This is a genomic window from Bifidobacterium sp. LH_417 (assembly GCF_056357035.1).
In genome coordinates, this window is record NZ_JBKEVI010000001.1 from 325975 (window position 1) to 344405 (window position 18431).

Sequence of the window (18431 nt, forward strand, 5' to 3'; positions counted from 1 at the left end):
TTGAGAACTCGGACGGGCAATACGGTTGTACTGCGGTGTCTCATCGGACACTGGCTTGCCATTGGCCCAGCCAAGAGCGAAGAGCTTCACCGTCGACTCCGCAACCGGCGGACAACAGCCAGTTGCATGCTTCCTGAGGCAGTCCCCAATGACAGGGCGGTGTCCGATGGGACACCGTTGACCGGGACCGTCATCGGGAGGTGTGGGCATGAGGGCGTCCCGGGAGGCGGGCTTGTGGGGCGGGTCAACTGGAGTGTGACACGGCTCTGACACTCGTCTGAAGAGTGCGGGGCGAGGCGTGTATTGGATATGTGACAGAAGAGTGTGGTTGGCTTCGGAATGGGAGAGGAGGAGGAAATCGCGCCTGTGCCAGTGACAAGCCAGTGTCCGATGGGACACCGCTGAGCGGGTCGTCCCGGGAGTGGTGCAACTGGTTGGATAACTGGGTTGGGGTTGTGTGACGGGGCGCGCAATGGGGTGTGCGATCGGGCGGTTGGTTGGGATATGCGATTGGAATGCATGGCATGGGTTGTAATTTGGCTTGGAGTGCGGGGCCGGAGCGTGGACTGGTTTCGCCCGTTGATTGTGGGTCGAAGGAAAGGTGCCATGACGGGTATGGCACCATGACGAGGATGGGTATTGCATCACGACGAATGACGATCGCGTCTCACGATCGCGTCTCAACGAGCTTCGCTGTGATCTCGGGCGAATGAGTATGGCTTCATGTGACGAGGGCGGGTATTGCATCATGACGAATGACGATTGCGCCCTCAATGCAAGGTGACACTTCGGTCTGTGACGGTTCGATCAGTGACGATTCGATCAGTGACGGTTCGATCAGTGACGGTTCGATCAGTGACGGTTCGGTCTGTGACGGTTCGCCGGATAGTTGACCTGTGTTGACTGGGTGTTGACCTGAATGGACCGTATTGACTGTATTGACTGTATTGACCGTATTGACCGTATTGACCGTATTGACTGTATTGACTGTATTGACCGTATTGACCGGGTGTTGACCTTGTATCTTGGTATCTTATCGGACACCGGCTTGCCATTGGCCTGGTCAAGAGCCGTAATGCTTCGGTCTGTAACGGTTTGATCTGTAATGGTTTGATCTGTAATGGTTTGATCTGTAATGGTTCGGCCCGTGGTGCCTTGGTCTGTAGCTGATCGGTCCGTTGGTCTCGGTCTGTAGCTGTTCGCCGGATTGTTGACTTGCATTGGCCGGGTATTGGCTTGAATGACTGTATTGACTGTATATATTGGCTGTATTGACCGGGGGCTGACCTCGTATCTTGGTGTCTTATCGGACACCTGCTTGCCATTGGACTGTTCAAGAGCGGGATGGCGCTGTCATCGCGTGGCCAGAGAGCAAAACAATGCCGGTTGTGGACTTTCGGTTTTGGAAGACGAACACCTTTTCGAGAGGCACCCCTTTGTGACCTCTTTCGTAAGATGCCCCTTTCGGAAAGCATCGGAACGACGCTCCGATTGCCGGATCGCGGTCATTCGGATCTGATGATCGGAGATGCGGTTCACGGCAGGTGCGCTCCTGCGGCTACACTCGTGAGACATGATCGACGAGAAGGAATACGACGATATGGAGCGCGACGACGCGACGCGCGATGAGAGGGGAGCTGAGATGCGGGCGACGGACGATGCGCCGCGCGACGGCGCGGGCGCGGACATGGACGCGGATATGACGTCCCGCTACGGGTCGCTGGGACGATTGGCCCCGGAATGGGACGGGAGCGAACGTGAGCGCAACCTCACGGACGATGACATCTACGAACGGTTCTTCGGATGGGTGGAGGACGTCAAGGGCATCGAACCATGGCCCCACCAGGAGGAGGCCATCATGGACCTGCTCGCCGGCGACCATGTGATCCTCAACACGCCCACCGGCTCCGGCAAGTCGCTGGTCGCGCTCGGCATGCACTTCGCCGCCCTGTGCACCGGACGGCGCTCCTACTACACGGCGCCCATCAAAGCGCTCGTCTCCGAGAAGTTCTTCGACCTCGTCGCGGTGTTCGGCCGCGACAACGTGGGCATGATCACCGGCGACAGCCACATCAACGCGGACGCGCCGATCATCTGCTGCACCGCGGAGATCCTCGCCAACCAGGCGCTGCGCGAGGGCGAGCACGCCGACATCGGCATGGTCGCGATGGACGAGTTCCACTACTACGGCGATCCGGAGCGCGGATGGGCGTGGCAGGTGCCGCTGCTCACCCTGCCGCAGACCCGCTTCCTGCTCATGAGCGCGACGCTCGGCAACGTCGACGCGATCGCGAACAAGCTCGAAGAGCTCAACGACGTGCCCGACGTGGACGTGATCGCCGACGCGCCGCGCCCCGTGCCGCTGAGCTACGAGTACACGCTCGACCCGTTGGAGAAAACCGTCGAACTCGCGTTCAGGAACGGGGAGACCCCCATCTACGTCGTCCACTTCTCGCAGGACGCCGCCCTGGAGACCGCGCAGGCGCTCGCCTCCACCGGTGTCTCTTCGAAGGAGCAGCGCGCCGCCATCGCCGAGGCGATCAAGGGAGTCAAGTTCACCACCGCGTTCGGCAAGATCCTCCAGCGACTCCTGCGCACCGGCGTCGGCATCCACCACGCGGGCATGCTCCCGCGCTACCGGCGTCTCGTCGAACAGCTCGCCCAGCAGGGCCTGCTGCCCGTCATCTGCGGCACCGACACGCTCGGCGTCGGCATCAACGTGCCCATTCACTCGGTCGTGCTCACCGCGCTCACCAAGTTCGACGGCACGAAGATGCGCCGGCTCAAGGCCCGTGAGTTCCACCAGATCGCCGGCCGCGCCGGCCGCATGGGCTTCGACACGGAGGGCCTCGTCGTCGCCGAGGCGCCCGAATACGAGATCGAGAACCAGAAGGCCATCGCCAAGGCGGGCGGCGACCCGAAGAAGCTCAAGAAGGTGAAGCGCAAGAAGGCGCCCGAAGGCTTCGTCACGTGGAACCAGAACACGTTCGACAAGCTCATCGACGCCGCGCCCGAAACGCTCGTGCCGCACCTGAAGATCACACATTCGATGGTGCTCAACGAGGTCGAGCAGGGCGGCGACGCCCGCGCGCGCATCGACGACCTCATCGACGACTCCGCGCAGACCCCCGACCAGAAGGAGAAGCTCCACCAGCGCGCCGACGAGATCTTCCAGACGCTGTTCGACACCGACGTGATCGAGGTGCTCGAAGGCCGCGACGGCGGCAAGGACTACGTGATGACGCTCGACGTGCCCGACGACTTCGCGCTCGACCAGCCGCTCTCGCCGTTCCTGCTCGCCGCGCTCGAACTCCTCGACCCCGAGTCGGACACGTACGCGCTCGACGTGATCTCCATGGTCGAGGCGACGCTCGACGACCCGAAGCAGGTGCTGCGCGCCCAGGAACGCGCCGCCCGCGACAAGGCCATGGCCGACATGAAGGCCGACGGCCTCGACTACGACGAGCGCATGGACCGCCTCCAGGAGATCACCTACCCCAAGCCCTTGGAGGACATGCTCGACGCGGCGTTCGACCAATACCGCCACGACGTGCCGTGGGCCAACGACTACTGGCTGAGCCCCAAGTCGGTGGTGCGCGACATGGTCGAGACCGCCTCCGACTTCACCGGCTACATCGCCCGCTACAACATCGCCCGCTCCGAAGGCACGCTGCTGCGCTACCTGTCCGACGCGTACCGTGCGCTCGCCCGCACCGTGCCGCCGGAGAAACGCGACGAGCAGCTGGACGACATCATCGCCTGGCTGCGCGTGCTCGTGCGCTCCATCGACTCCTCGCTCGTCGACGAATGGGAGAACGCGGGTGCCGACGGCTCCACCGACGCGTCCGAAGCGGCCGCGTCGCTCGCCGCGCCCGGCGCGCGCGACGCCGTCGTCGAGGACCGCCGCGGCCTCACCGTGCTCGTGCGCAACGCCCTGTTCCGCCGCGTCACGCTCATGGACCTCGACGATCCGGACACGCTCGGCGCGCTCGACAAGGACTGGGGCTACGGCGTGCACGAATGGGAGGACGCGCTCGACGACTACTACGACGAGCACGAATACGTGAACACCGACGCGAAGGCCCGTTCCGCCGACCTGTTCATGCTCGACACGAAGCATGAGAAGGACGAGCACTCGTGGAGGGTGCGCCAGATCATCGACGACTCCGACGGCGACCACGACTGGGCCATCGAAGGCGTCGTCGACCTCGACGCCACCCAGGAGAGCGGCGAGGTCGTCTTCTTCGACTACAAGGTCGGCAACGAATGAGCGACAACGACCTGTTCGCGGCGTCGGACGCGCCGGACGAGGTGACGCGTCCGCTCGCCGTGCGCATGCGCCCGCGCACGCTCGACGAGGTGATCGGCCAGTCCCACGTGCTGGGGGAGGGCTCGCCCCTGCGCCGCCTCGCGAACCCCGCCAGCAAAGGCAGCCTCACCGCGCCCAGCTCGATCATCATGTTCGGGCCTCCCGGCGTCGGCAAGACCACGCTCGCCACGATCGTCGCCCGCCAGTCCGGCCGCGTGTTCGAGGAGCTGTCCGCCGTGACCAGCGGCGTCAGGGACGTGCGCGCCGTGCTCGACCGCGCCCACGAACGGCTCGTCGCACGCGGCGAGGAGACCGTCCTATTCATCGACGAGGTGCACCGGTTCTCCAAATCCCAGCAGGACGCGCTCCTGCCGGCCGTCGAGAACCGCGACGTCACGTTCATCGGCGCGACCACCGAAAACCCGAGCTTCTCGGTCATCAAACCGCTGCTCTCCCGCTCCGTCGTCGTCAAACTCGAATCGCTGGAACCCGAACAGCTCGACGACCTCGTCCGCCGCGCCCTCGCCTCCGACCACGGGCTCAAAGGCGAGGTGAAGGCCACCGACGAGGCCATCGCCGAGATCGTGTGGATGGCGGGCGGCGACGCGCGCAAGTCCCTCACCATCCTCGAGGCGGCCGCCGGCGCCGTCACCGGCGACAAGGCGCGTGAGAAGGGTCGTCGCCGCCCGACCATCACGCCCGACGTGGTCTCCACCGTGATGGACGTGGCCACCGTGCGCTACGACAAGGATGGCGACGACCATTACGACGTGATCTCCGCGTTCATCAAATCGATGCGCGGAAGCGACCCGGACGCCGCCGTGCACTATCTCGCGCGCATGATCCGCGCCGGCGAGGACCCGCGGTTCATCGCGCGTCGCATCATGATCGCCGCCGCCGAGGAGGTCGGCATGGCCGCCCCGCAGATCCTCCAGGTGACGGTCGCCGCAGCGCAGGCCGTCGCGCTCGTCGGCATGCCGGAGGCCCGGATCATCCTCGCCGAGGCGGCGATCGCCGTCGCGACCGCCCCGAAATCGAACGCCAGCTACATGGCGATCAACGAGGCGCTCGCGGACGTGGACGCCGGCCACATCGGCGCCGTGCCACTGTATCTGAGGAATGCACCCACCAAGCTGATGAAGGAGTGGGGCAACCACGAGGGCTACAAGTACGCGCACGACTGGCCGGGCGCGGTCGCGCCGCAGGAGTACCTGCCCGAGGACCTGCGCGGCCGGCGCTACTACCGTCCGAACAACCGCGGCTACGAACGCGAGGTGGGGGATCGGCTCGCCCGCATCGAGCCGATCCTGCACGGCGGCGACGGGAGCGACGGGCGGTGATGGATACCGACGATGGCATCGGTGAATGTCGGCGGACGCTGACAGGTAAGCGGTTACGGGGTACAATGAACCGGAACCACGACGGGACGGAAAGGAAGATGCAATGACGCAGGATGATATCGCCGGCAAGATGATCATGATCGTCGACGATGACCAGGCACTGGGCGAGATGCTCTCCATCGTGCTGGAGAACGAAGGCTTCCGCACCACGACCTGCTTGGACGGCCTGCGCGCCGTGGAGATGTTCCCCACCGTCGCCCCGGATCTCATCCTGCTCGACGTCATGCTGCCGGGCATCGACGGCACCGAGGTGGCCCGCCGCATCCGCGAGACCTCGTCGAACGTGCCGATCATCATGCTCACCGCCAAATCCGACACCGTCGACGTGGTCGCCGGACTCGAGGCCGGAGCCGACGACTACGTGCCCAAGCCGTTCAAGGTCGCGGAGCTCATCGCCCGCATCCGCGCGCGGTTCCGCATCCGCGCCAAGCTCGCCGCCGAGTCGGCCGCCAACGCCGACGAGACGGGCTCCGGCGAGGACCCGCAGCACATCGAACGCGGCGCGATCGTCATCGACCGCGCCGGGCACACCGCCACCAAGGACGGCGCCGACCTGGCGCTCACCCCCATGGAGTTCGAGCTGCTCGCCGTGCTCGCCGCCGGTTCGGGCGAGGCCATCAGCCGTTCCACGCTGCTCAGGAAGGTGTGGGGCTATGACGGCAACGGCGACACGCGTCTCGTGAACGTGCATATCCAGCGTCTGCGCGCCAAGGTCGAGGATGATCCGGAGAAGCCGCAGATCATCGTCACCGTGCGCGGCATCGGCTACAAGTTCGTCACCCCGGGCCCGCTTTCCGGTCAGGCGGCATGAGCGGAGGGGAGGCCGCCCGCCGCATCATCGCAGGCAGACGGTTCAGCTGGCGGCGTCTGCTGAAAAGCGGACGCGCCGAGGTGCGTCGTTCGCTGCAGGCGCGTACCGTCGCCCTAGTCGTGGCGGTCACACTCGCCGTGGCGGTCGTGTTCTCCGTACTGTCGATGATCTCCGTCCGCTCCACGCTGCTCGATCAGGTGTCCATGCAGGCGCGCAACGACTTCTCCACCATGGTCCAGCAGGCGCAGAACGGACTCGACTCGTCCGACGTGACCGATTCGGTGCAATACCAGCAGCTCGTCAACGACCTCGCCTCCTCGCTGCAGAACGAGGGTGCCTCCAATCTCACCAGCGTGTACCTGTGGGGCAAGGACGATGAGAGCCGCTTCATCGTCCCCGTGTCCACCGACCCCACCTACGAGTCGCTCATCACCGACGACATGCGTGCCGCCGTGGACTCCGACACGCACAACCGCGTCTTCTACCAGCCCGTCTCCCTCGACGTCGCCGGGCGTACGGGCGTCCCCGGCGCGGTGCTCGGCACCACACTCGAATTCGGCGCCGCGGGCGGCCTCGAATTCTACGCCCTGTTCTCATACGAATCCCAGGACAGGTCGCTCGCCCAGATCCAGATGAACCTCATCGCCATATGCCTCGCGTTGAGCATGATGGTCGGCGTCGTCGTGTGGATGACGCTGCACGGCATCATCCGTCCGGTCGGCGCCGTGGCCGCGGCGGCCGAGACCTTCGCCGCCGGCGACCTCGACGCGCGCGTTCCGGTGACACGCAAGGACGAGATCGGATCGTTGCAGGACTCGTTCAACAAGATGGCCGACGCGTTGAACCAGAAGATCGACGAACTGGAGGAGGCGGGAGCCATGCAGCGCCGGTTCGTATCCGACGTGAGCCATGAGCTGCGCACGCCGGTCACCACGATGCGCATGGCGTCCGATCTGCTGGAAAGCCGCAAGGACGATTATGATCCGATGACGCGGCGCACCGTCGAACTGCTGTCCGGTCAGATCAACCGCTTCCAGGACATGCTCGCCGACCTGCTGGAGATCTCCCGCTACGATGCCGGCTACGCCGCGCTTGACCTGGTCGAGTCGGACATCCGCGAGACGATCCATGAAGCCGTCGACCAGGTGGACGGACTTGCTAAGGCCAAAGGCGTGCCCATCCGCACGTACCTGCCGAACATCGGCGTGCTGGCCTATTTCGACACGCGGCGCATCGTGCGCATCATCCGCAATCTGCTCGCCAACGCCATCGACTTCGCCGAGGACGGGCCGATCGAGATACGTCTCGCCGTCAACCGCAGGGCGTTCGTCATCTCCGTGCGCGACTACGGCGTCGGCATGTCGCGCGACCAGGTGCCGCACGTGTTCGACCGGTTCTGGCGCGGCGACCCCTCGCGCGCGCGCACCACCGGCGGCACCGGGCTGGGATTGTCGATCGCGATGACCGACGCGAAACTGCATCAGGGGACGATCCGCGTGCGCTCCGAGGAAGGCGAGGGCACCTGGTTCCTCGTCATGCTGCCGCGCGACCCCTCGCTCGGCGCGGTGCCCGACAACGAGATGCCGGTCGATTTCCAACGCGGCACCAGGGCGCTGCGCATCACCGGAGGATTCGGCATCGCGGACAACCGCAGCGTCGACTACGTCAAACGCGCGACAGATGCCGCGGTTGGATCCGTGACGGATCTCGCGGCGAAGCCCGCGACGACGCGCACGGCCCCCGACGAGGAAGGAGACGAATGATGGCCGGCACCACCAGGCGCATCCGCCGCGTCGTCCGCACGGCCGCCGCCGTGGTGGCCGCGGCCCTCATCTGCGCCACCGGCGCATGTTCCAGTCCGATCGGACTGCCGACGGGCGGCGGCGTGCAGACGCTCTCGCCGGTCGAACAGCAGACGCAGCGCGTATACACGAGTCCGGAAGGCCCGGCGGACGATGCCCAGCCGGAAAGCATCGTCGAGGGATTCTTCAACGCGATGCCCGCCGGCGTGCAGTCGGACGGCTACCGTGTGGCACGCCAGTTCCTCACCTCGCAGGCCGCAGGTCGATGGAACGGCGACTCCTCGGCTATCGTGTACGACGGCACGCCGACGTTCACACGCAAGGCGCGCGCCCAGACCGGCTCGCCGGAATCCGACGGCGGCATCATCGTCGAGGCGGAGCTCAACGTGGTGGGCACGCTCGACGCGCACGGACTGTACACGCCGGTATCCTCCGGCTCCGGCACCGTGCTCACCTTCGCGATGGCGCAGTCGGATGGACAATGGCGCATCAACCGGCTCGACGATGGCGTGGCGGTCTCCTCCGCGGATTTCGAGCAGGTGTTCCGGCAGGTCTCCGTCTATCAGATCGACGCGCCCGGCAAGCATCTCGTGCCCGATGTGCGCTGGCTCAGCTGGCGCAATTGGCGTACGCAGGCCGTACGCGAAGTGCTCGCCGGCGGTTCGGCGTGGCTGGGGGACGCGGTGCGCGACGTCAATTCGGCGAAGGCCACGCTCGCCGTCGACAGCGTGCCGTTGAGCGACGGCAGACCCCAGGTGCAGCTCTCCGCCGAATTCCTGAGCCTTGACGCGCGGGACCGCTCCATGCTCGTGCATCTCATCCGCCTGACGTTGGGTGACGGCGTGTCCAGCGCGCTGCTGCAACTCACCGTGGACGGGGTCGACTATTCCAGCGCCGATTCCGGTCTCGACCTGGACAACGAGCAGCCGAACGTCGGCATCTACACGTTCACCGACGGCCGCGTCGTATCGCTCGGATCGTCCAGCCCGCTGCGTGTCGGCGAGACCGAAGGGTATCCGGGGGCGCGCGGATTCGCGTTCGCCTCCGACGGGGGAGCGGTGCTGCGCGCCGACGGCGTGGTCGAATGCCTCAAATCCGACGCGTCGTCATGCGGGGAGATGTTCTCCGGGGCGCGCACCTCGTTCATCACCGGCGGTCTCGACGGTGAGATCTGGGCGGTGTCCGACGGCGGCCACAGTCTGTACGTGTCGCACGACGGCGTGGAGCGGCATCTGTCGGTCGGATGGCTCGGGTCGGAGACCATCCGCGCCGTCACGATCTCCCCGGAGGGCGCGCGGCTCGCGTTGGCGCTCGACGACGGCGTGGCGTTGGTCGGCATCAACCGCGACGACAATCTCGTGCCGGCCGGACTGTCCGACCAATCCACGGAGGCCTCCCGCCAGAGCGGCGTGACCATGCTGACCTTCTACAACGATCTCAACCTGATCTACGTGACCGGCGCCGACGAGGAGGACTCCACCGGGTCCTCCGATGGCGGCACCGGCGATGGCGGCAGTGGCTCCACGGAATCCTCCGAGGGCACGGCGTCATCGGAGAACGGGGGAGACGGGACGTCGCGGGAATCCTCGACGGCGCGACAGCGGGGATTCCGTCAGATCGCCCCCGGCCCCGACAGCCGGCAGCGTCTTCTCGACTCCACCGTCGTGTCCCTTGCGGCGGGCCAGATCGCCCTCTACCGCAGGCTTGCCGTACTCGACGATCTCGGCGTCGTGCGGTCCGTCTCCGGTTCCCTCGACGGGTCCTGGTCGATCGCCGACTCGCAGGTGACCGCGCTCGGCGCGCAGTGAGCGCCGGAACGACGAGAGGGGCTTGCCTCCCACCGTGTCGATTGTGCGTGTCGATCGGTGGGGAGACAAGCCCCTCTCGATAATGACGGTCGCATGGTCGGTCCGGATCGTCCGCATCGACCATGCGCATCGGATCAGATACCGCCGTACTCGCTCTTGAAGAGCTCCTGCGGGACCTCGGAGTTCAGCGGGACCTCATAGATGAGGTACTGCATGTTGAACGGGATGTTGAACAGGTGACGCTTGACGCCGTACACCTCTTCGGTGCCGAGGAAGTTGAAGTTGTCCGGGCACTCCGGCTCCCACTTGGCGAGCAGCTTGGCGGCGTCACCGATGGTGGCGGCCACGCCGGCGAGATGCTTGATGCCTTCCACCTGCTTGATGATGAGGAACACGGTATCCATGGGTCTCCTTTCGTGTTCGTTGTACGGTGCCGGGCCGTCGCATATGCCCCATACGGAAGCCCATACGCGGCGGCGGCGCCTCGTTACGGCGCTCTCCATGATACCCGAAAACGGCGTAACCGCGCCGATATGACGGCATGAAAAGACATGTTATCAAAACGTTATCAAGACGTTATCGAAATGTTATCGCGTCAGGTTGAACGCTCACATTGTTTGGTTCATACTTAAGCATGTCGATGACAAAAGGTCATCAGCCGGGGAAGGAACCCCGGCGCTCGGTAACTCGAGGAGGAGTAACATTATGAAGAATTGGAAGAAGGCCATTGCCCTCGTCGCTTCGGCCGCCGCTCTGGTGAGCGTGGCCGCCTGCGGTTCCAGCTCCAGCAGCTCGGACAGCGGCAAGAAGACCGTCGGCTTCGTCGCCGTCGGCCCTGAGGGTGGCTTCCGTACCGCGAACGAGAACGACATCAAGTCCGCGTTCAAGTCCGCCGGATTCGACCTGATCTACTCGCCGACCCAGAACAACGATCAGCAGAAGCAGATCCAGGCCTTCAACAAGTTCGTCAACGACGAGGTGGACGCCATCATCCTGTCCTCCACCGAGGATTCCGGCTGGGACGAGTCCCTGAAGAAGGCCGCCGAGGCCGAGATTCCGGTCTTCACCGTCGACCGCAACGTGGAGGTCAAGGACTCCTCCGCCAAGAAGGCCATCGTCTCCCACATCGGACCGTCCAACGAGTGGGCCGGTGAGCAGGCCGCCGAATTCGTCAACAAGAACTTCCCGGACGGCGCCAACGGCTTCATCCTCGAAGGCCCCGCCGGCCTGTCCGTCGTCAAGGACCGCGGCACCGGTTGGGACAACAAGGTCGCCAAGAACGTGAAGGTCCTCGAGTCCCAGTCCGCCAACTGGTCCACCGATGAGGCCAAGACCGTGACCGCCGGCCTGCTGGACAAGTACAAGTCCGACAACCCGCAGTTCATCTTCGCCCAGAACGACGAGATGGGCCTCGGCGCCGCGCAGGCCGTTGACGCCGCCGGCCTCAAGGGCAAGGTCAAGATCATCACCATCGACGGCACCAAGAACGCCCTGCAGGCCCTCGTCGACGGCGATCTCTCCTACGTGATCGAGTACAACCCGATCTTCGGCAAGGAGACCGCGCAGGCCGTCAAGGACTACCTGGACGGCAAGGACGTCAAGTCCGACATCCAGATCGAGTCCAAGACCTTCGACGCCACCAGCGCCAAGGAAGCCCTGGATTCCAACTCCCGCGCCTACTGATTCAGGCTCCACGCCTCCATCAGTGATAATCGACAACCACACATGACCACAAGATGATGGTGTACGAGGAACGTTCCTCGTACACCATCATTCATGTGAGGCCGAAATATCACAAAACGGTAACAATCCCACTGTTCAAAGGCAACGAAATGACAGACAAAACCCCTATCGTCGTGATGAAGGGCATCACGATCGAGTTCCCGGGCGTCAAGGCCCTGGACGGCGTCGACCTGACGCTGTACCCGGGCGAGGTCCACGCTCTCATGGGTGAGAACGGCGCGGGCAAGTCCACGATGATCAAGGCGCTCACCGGCGTCTACAAGATCGACGCGGGCACCATCACCGTCGAAGGCAAGCCGCAGCAGTTCAACGGCACGCTGGACGCGCAGAACGCCGGCATCGCCACCGTGTACCAGGAAGTCAACCTGTGCACCAACCTCTCCGTGGGCGAGAACGTCATGCTCGGCCACGAGAAGCGCGGCCCGTTCGGCATCGACTGGAAGAAGACCCATGAGGCGGCGAAGACGTACCTCAAGCAGATGGGTCTGGAGCACATCGATCCGCACACCCCGCTGAGCTCGATCTCCATCGCCATGCAGCAGCTGGTCGCCATCGCCCGCGCCATGGTCATCAACGCGAAGGTGCTGATTCTCGACGAGCCGACCTCCTCCCTCGACGCCAACGAGGTGCAGGACCTGTTCGCCATCATGCGCAAGGTGCGCGACTCCGGCGTCGCCATCCTGTTCGTCTCCCACTTCCTCGACCAGATCTACGAGATCACCGACCGCCTGACCGTCCTGCGCAACGGCAAGTTCATCAAGGAGGTCATGACCAAGGACACCCCGCGTGACGAGCTCATCGGCATGATGATCGGCAAGTCCGCCGAGGAACTGTCCCAGATCGGCGCCAAGAAGGCGCGTCGCGCCATCGAACCCGGCGAGAAGCCGATCGTCGACGTCAAGGGCCTCGGCAAGAAGGGCACCATCAACCCGGTGGATCTCGACATCTACGCGGGCGAGGTCGTCGGCTTCGCCGGCCTGCTCGGCTCCGGCCGTACCGAACTCGGCCGACTCCTCTACGGCGCCGACAAGCCGGATTCCGGCGAGTACACGCTCAACGGCAAGCAGGTCTCCATCAACGACCCGGCCACCGCCCTGAAGAACAAGATCGCGTACTCCACCGAGAACCGCCGCGACGAGGGCATCATCGGCGACCTGACCGTCCGCCAGAACATCCTCATCGCCCTTCAGGCGACGCGCGGCATGTTCAAGCCGATTCCGAAGAAGGAAGCGGACGCGATCGTCGACAAGTACATGAAGGAAATGAACGTGCGACCGGCCGATCCGGATCGCCCGATCAAGAACCTCTCCGGCGGCAATCAGCAGAAGGTCCTCATCGGCCGTTGGCTGGCCACCCACCCGGAGCTCCTCATCCTCGACGAGCCGACCCGAGGCATCGACATCGGCGCCAAGGCCGAGATCCAGCAGGTCGTCCTCGACCTGGCCTCGAAGGGCATGGGCGTCGTCTTCATCTCCTCGGAGCTCGAAGAGGTCGTGCGTCTGTCCGACGACATCGAGGTCCTCAAGGATCGCCACAAGATCGCTGAAATCGAAAACGGCGACACCGTCTCGCAGTCGACCATCGTCGAGACGATCGCCAACACGAACGTGAAGAACTGAAAGGAGGGATGATGGCTGATAAGAAGCAAGCAGAAGAGAAGAACAACATCTTCAAGAAGCTGCTCTCCTCGAACATCACCGTCGAGGTGATCGCACTCATCCTGCTGGTTTTGCTGTGCACCGCGTTTGACCACGCGTTCCTCGCCCTGACATGGAACGACAACACCGGCGGTCTCGCCGGCCCGCTCATCACGATGCTTCAGGAATCCGCCCGATACCTGATGATCGCCACCGGCATGACGCTCGTCATCTCCACCGCAGGCATCGACCTCTCCGTCGGTTCCGTCATGGCGGTCGCCGGCGCCGCGGCCATGCAGGCCCTCACCAACGGCACCAACGTGTGGCTCGCCATCCTGCTGGCCCTCGTCATCGGCCTGGCCGTCGGCTGCGTCAACGGCGCGCTCGTCGCGTTCCTCGGACTCCAGCCGTTCATCACCACGCTGATCATGATGCTCGCCGGCCGTGGCCTCGCGAAGGTCATCACCTCCGGCGAGAACACCGACGCCTCCGCGGTCGCCGGCAACGAGCCGCTCAAGTGGATGGCCAACGGCTTCATCCTCGGCATCCCCGCCAACTTCGTGATCGCCGTCGTCATCGTGATCCTCGTCGGCCTGCTGTGCCGCAAGACCGCCATGGGCATGTTCATCGAGGCCGTCGGCATCAACCCCGAAGCCTCCCGCATGACCGGCATCAAGCCCAAGCAGATCCTCTTCCTCGTCTACGCGATCTCCGGCTTCCTCGCCGCCATCGCCGGCCTGTTCGCCACCGCATCCGTGATGCGCGTCGACGTGGTCAAGACCGGTCAGGATCTCGAAATGTACGCCATTCTGGCGGTCGTCATCGGCGGCACCTCGCTGCTCGGTGGCAAGTTCTCCCTCGCAGGCAGCGCTGTCGGCGCCGTCATCATCGCCATGATCCGCAAGACCATCATCACCCTCGGCATCGATTCCGCCGCAACCCCGGCCTTCTTCGCCGTCGTCGTGATCGTGATCTGCGTGATGCAGGCTCCCAAGGTTCGTAACCTGAGCGCCGAACTCAAGCGTAAGCGCGCGCTCAAGTCCTCTGAAAAGGCGGTGGCAGCATGACAAACGCTACGGCAACCCCGGCCAAGAAGGCCGTGAAGAAGACGCGTCGCATCGACGCGCAGATGATCCCGACGATCGCCGCAGTGGTGATCTTCATCCTGATGATGATCATGGGACAGGCGCTCTTCGGCACCTATCTCCGTCTCGGCTTCATCTCCACCCTGTTCATCGACCACGCCTACCTCATCATCCTGGCCGTGGCCATGACCCTCCCGATCCTCACCGGCGGCATCGACCTGTCGGTCGGCGCCATCGTCGCCATCACCGCCGTCATCGGCATCAAGATGGCCAACGCGGGCGTTCCCGCCTTCGTCGTGATGATCGTCATGCTGCTGATCGGCGCCGTGTTCGGCGTGCTGGCGGCCACCCTGATCGAGGAATTCAACATGCAGCCGTTCATCGCGACGCTGTCCACGATGTTCCTCGCCCGCGGTATCGCCTCCATCATCTCCACCGATTCGCTGACCTTCCCGGACGACAACAACTTCGACGTGCTTTCCCAGAGCATCACGATCATCGACCAGCCGAAGCTGAGCCACGATCTGTACTTCAACCTCGGTGTCGTGATCGCGCTCGTCGTGCTGGTGTTCGGCTACATCCTCCTGCACCACACCCGCATCGGCCGCACCATCTACGCGATCGGCGGCTCCCGCTCCTCCGCTGAGCTCATGGGTCTGCCCGTGAAGCGCGCCCAGTTCACGATCTACATCACCTCCGCGACCCTCGCCGCGCTGGCCTCGATCGTGTACATCGCCAACCTCGGCTCCGCGAAGAACACGGTCGGTGTCGGCTGGGAGCTCGACGCCGTCGCCTCCGTGGTCATCGGCGGTACGATCATCACCGGCGGCTTCGGCTACGTCCTTGGCTCCGCCCTCGGCGCGCTGGTCCGCTCCATCATCGACCCGCTGACCTCCGACTTCGGCGTCCCGGCCGAGTGGACGACCATCGTGGTCGGCCTGATGATTCTCGCCTTCGTGGTCCTCCAGCGTGTGGTGACCGCCGTCGGCTCGAAGAAATAGGCGATGGCCGGCCGGTGAGGTTCCGTTCCTATGAGTCCAGATTCTCGCCGGCCGGCCACCGGATTGAATCCCATAACCGAATATCGTGATAACTGAACATCGTGATAACTGAACATGGAGGTCGGCGGGCGTGCCATCGGTGCCCCGCAAGGCATTCCTCCTCGCCTCGAAGCAACGAGAGCTTCCAGCGGGGACCGTGCACGGTTCGTCCGTCGACATCCGCCTCTCTCTTTCTTCTCCTTCCTTTCATCCGCGTGTGGCCCGTTCCGAATTGCTTCGGAACGGGCCACACGTGTTGTTGTCTGTTGTGGTTGTCTGTCCTGTACGGTTGTGATTCGACTCTTCCTCCCGCCGGCGGGAGGTGGCGCGCAGCGTCGGAGGGTGGTCACGGTCTGGAGGTGTTGATCTGGAGGTGTTGGTCGAGAATCAAGCGATTTGACATTCCGACCGAGCGGGGCATCCATTGCCGTGCCTCGGTGGTTCACAACACCTCGGATGACGTGAACCGGCGAGTTATATCGCTTGGTGGGGCATGTCGCTTGGTAGCCGCTGTCTTCAGCCGGCGCCCGGCGTCAGAAATCCCGGAAATCGATGGCTTCGTCCGGGATTTCTGACGCTGAGAAGTGGTTCAGCGTCACATATCCCGGACGATGGGGATAATCTCCGGGATATGTGACGCTGGGGCGCTGCCCGCTGGAATGGCGTATCGCTCGCGGGTGGAATCAGCTGCGGTGGGGTATCAGCTGCGGGGTGGAATCAGCCGCGACGGGCGCGGATGCGGAACGCCGCGGCGAGCGAGACCCACCCGATCAGGCAGATGACGATCATCGTGGCGAATACCCACTGGCCGCCCACCGCGGTCGCATGCATGAACTCCGCGGAGCCCTCCGCGCCATGGCCGGCCTGTGCGACCGCCAGAATCGTCGAGAACAGCGCGGTGCCTGCCGCGCCGCCGAACTGGAGCGCCGTGTTGAAGATCGCGTTGCCGTCCGGGGCGAACTGGCGGGGGATCGAACTCAGGGCGCTTGTCATCACATTGGAGTTGCCGAGCGCGAAGCAGAATCCGAAAACGAAATAGAAGCCGGCGAGCATCGCGGGGGTGAGCCGCAGTGCGAACGCGAACAGCAGCACCGGGCCGAGCGTCGCGATGCCGAACGGCACGAGAATCGGCTTCACCGCACCGAACCGGTCGTATAGCCAGCCGCCCACCGGCGCGCACACGGCGCCGATCAGGGCGCCCGGCAACACCAGCGAACCGGCGAGGAACGCGTTCGTGCCGAGTCCCAGCTGCGCCACGTTGGTGATCACATAGCCGAATCCGATGGACACGATCGGCATCACCAGATAGGCGACCAGATGCAGCAGCACGACCGGGTCGCGCAGGATGCCGAGCCTGAGCAGCGGCGAGAACGCGCGTTTCGTCAGCCAGCAGAACACGGCCAGCGCGGCGAGTCCGACGATGACGCTCACGACGGCGACCACGGTCGCACGCGTGGCGGAACGCCCGGCCACGGCGGCGCTCACCGCGACGCCGGCCTGGTTCAGTCCCAGCACCATGCCGACAAGCGCCACGACGATCGTCACGACTTGGAACGGGTCAAGGTACGCCGCCTCGGTGGGGGACTTCTGCTCGATGCACAGCATGCCGAGCAGCAGGGCGAGCAGGATGAACGGCACGGCGATCACGAAGATCGCACGCCACGGCAGAATGGTCGTCACCGCGCCGCCGACGGTCGGTCCGATGGCCGGCGCAACGGTGATGACCAGGGATCCGACGCCCATGAGCCGGCCGATCTTGGAACGGGGGGATTGTTCGAGGATGATGTTCATCATCAGCGGCGTGGCGACGCCCGAGCCGATGCCTTGGATGATGCGGGCGACGATGAGCAGCGGGAACGCGTGCGCGACGACCATGATGACCGATCCGACGAGCGCCAGCGCGACGGCCGCCACGAAGATTCGCTTCAACCGGAATCGGCGTTTGAGGAACGACGACATCGGCATCGTCGCCGCCACGGTGAGCAGGTAGATCGTGGTGATCCACTGCACGGTGGCCGTGTCCACGTGGAATTCGCGCATGAGCGCGGGGAACAGCACCGTCATCACCGTCTCGGTGAGGATGCCGATGAATGCGAGCGCGCCGGTCGCGATGATCGCGCCGATCAGCTTGACGGGAATCTTCTCATCCGGTGTATTCGGGTTCGGCGCCACTGCGCGATGCGCTTCCGTTGTCTTCTGTTGTACTGTCATTGGTTCTGCAAATCCCATATTGATACCGCATGCGCCCCGATTGCGGGCGCGGATGCGAATGGCCTGACTGTCCAGGAGGATGAAAACCGGCCCTGGCCGCACGGATTTGCGGAGAGCTCCCGGCGTGTGCAGTGTAGCGCGTCATGCTGGACAACACCGGGAGCGATGACTAGGGGCGACGCCCCCCTGAACCTGCTTATTCGCGCACGAGGCGGATGTGTTCGACGTCCTTGCGCTTGGAGCGGCGGAACAGGGTGAAGCGGTTGCCGATCGTCTGCACGACCTCGGCGCCCAGCTGGCCGGCCAGGTTCTCGGCGGCCTCCTTGGCGGTCAGGCCGGAGCCGTCCTGCACGCTGAACTTGACGAGTTCGCGGTTCTCCAGGGTTTCGCTCGCCTGCTTGACGAGCGCGTCGGTCACGTCGTTCTTGCCGATGTTGATGAGCGGCTTGATCGTGTTCGCCATGCCGCGCAGCTGCTTGGTCTGCTTCTTGGTCAATGCCATAGTCGTTTTCCTTGATCTCTTGGTGGTGGACCATCAGGAGATTGATGGTCGGTTGATGGTCGGTTGATGGTCGGTTCGGTCCG

At 64.4% G+C, this 18431-nt stretch carries 12 protein-coding genes; 9 read left to right on the plus strand and 3 right to left on the minus strand.

The genetic code is table 11. The features are described from left to right. Positions 1-1699 precede the first annotated feature (1699 nt). The 5 genes from AC1AYR_RS01235 (at position 1700) to AC1AYR_RS01255 (ending at position 10130) form a co-directional block, all read left to right on the plus strand. The gene (locus AC1AYR_RS01235; RefSeq protein WP_034527881.1) at positions 1700-4270 is read left to right on the plus strand and encodes a DEAD/DEAH box helicase; all 2571 of its coding nucleotides are present in this window, start codon (positions 1700-1702) and stop codon (positions 4268-4270) included. Then, positions 4267-5649, plus strand: a complete 1383-nt coding sequence (locus AC1AYR_RS01240; RefSeq protein ID WP_476511004.1) for a replication-associated recombination protein A — start codon at positions 4267-4269, stop codon at positions 5647-5649. The genes AC1AYR_RS01235 and AC1AYR_RS01240 overlap by 4 nt, the downstream gene beginning before the upstream one ends. Before the next feature lie 103 nt (positions 5650-5752). Beyond that, positions 5753-6520 (plus strand): MtrAB system response regulator MtrA, encoded by a 768-nt coding sequence (gene mtrA, locus AC1AYR_RS01245; RefSeq protein ID WP_476511003.1) that lies wholly within the window; start codon positions 5753-5755, stop codon positions 6518-6520. Further along, complete coding sequence (mtrB, locus tag AC1AYR_RS01250) at positions 6517-8283, plus strand: MtrAB system histidine kinase MtrB (RefSeq protein ID WP_476511002.1); 1767 nt, start codon at positions 6517-6519, stop codon at positions 8281-8283. Before mtrA ends, mtrB begins: the two co-directional genes overlap by 4 nt. Further along, complete coding sequence (locus tag AC1AYR_RS01255; RefSeq protein WP_476511001.1) at positions 8283-10130, plus strand: LpqB family beta-propeller domain-containing protein; 1848 nt, start codon at positions 8283-8285, stop codon at positions 10128-10130. The genes mtrB and AC1AYR_RS01255 overlap by 1 nt, the downstream gene beginning before the upstream one ends. A gap of 134 nt (positions 10131-10264) precedes the next feature. Here the strand turns inward: AC1AYR_RS01255 and AC1AYR_RS01260 are convergent, their stop codons facing one another. Beyond that, positions 10265-10534 carry a hypothetical protein gene (locus AC1AYR_RS01260; RefSeq protein ID WP_476511000.1) on the minus strand — a complete coding sequence of 90 codons (270 nt, stop codon included), beginning with the start codon at positions 10532-10534 and terminating at the stop codon, positions 10265-10267. Between the two features lie 301 nt (positions 10535-10835). Between AC1AYR_RS01260 and fruE the strand changes: the two genes are divergently transcribed. From fruE to fruG, 4 genes are all read left to right on the plus strand, one after another. Next, the gene (gene fruE, locus AC1AYR_RS01265) at positions 10836-11813 is read left to right on the plus strand and encodes a fructose ABC transporter ATP-binding protein FruE (protein WP_476510999.1); all 978 of its coding nucleotides are present in this window, start codon (positions 10836-10838) and stop codon (positions 11811-11813) included. 149 nt (positions 11814-11962) lie between these two features. Continuing rightward, the gene (fruK, locus tag AC1AYR_RS01270) at positions 11963-13492 is read left to right on the plus strand and encodes a fructose ABC transporter ATP-binding protein FruK (RefSeq protein ID WP_034527738.1); all 1530 of its coding nucleotides are present in this window, start codon (positions 11963-11965) and stop codon (positions 13490-13492) included. Positions 13493-13503: 11 nt separating this feature from the next. Further along, the gene (gene fruF, locus AC1AYR_RS01275) at positions 13504-14577 is read left to right on the plus strand and encodes a fructose ABC transporter permease FruF (protein WP_476510998.1); all 1074 of its coding nucleotides are present in this window, start codon (positions 13504-13506) and stop codon (positions 14575-14577) included. Continuing rightward, on the plus strand, positions 14574-15596 hold the full coding sequence (gene fruG / locus AC1AYR_RS01280; RefSeq protein ID WP_476510997.1) for a fructose ABC transporter permease FruG: 1023 nt from the start codon (positions 14574-14576) through the stop codon (positions 15594-15596). Before fruF ends, fruG begins: the two co-directional genes overlap by 4 nt. 756 nt (positions 15597-16352) lie before the next feature. Here fruG and AC1AYR_RS01285 read toward each other — a convergent pair. Both AC1AYR_RS01285 and AC1AYR_RS01290 read right to left on the minus strand, forming a co-directional pair. Beyond that, positions 16353-17846, minus strand: coding sequence for an MDR family MFS transporter (locus AC1AYR_RS01285; protein ID WP_476510996.1), 1494 nt, complete (start codon positions 17844-17846; stop codon positions 16353-16355). A gap of 196 nt (positions 17847-18042) precedes the next feature. Continuing rightward, on the minus strand, positions 18043-18348 hold the full coding sequence (locus AC1AYR_RS01290) for a YhbY family RNA-binding protein (RefSeq protein WP_476510995.1): 306 nt from the start codon (positions 18346-18348) through the stop codon (positions 18043-18045). Between the last annotated feature and the right edge of the window lie 83 nt (positions 18349-18431).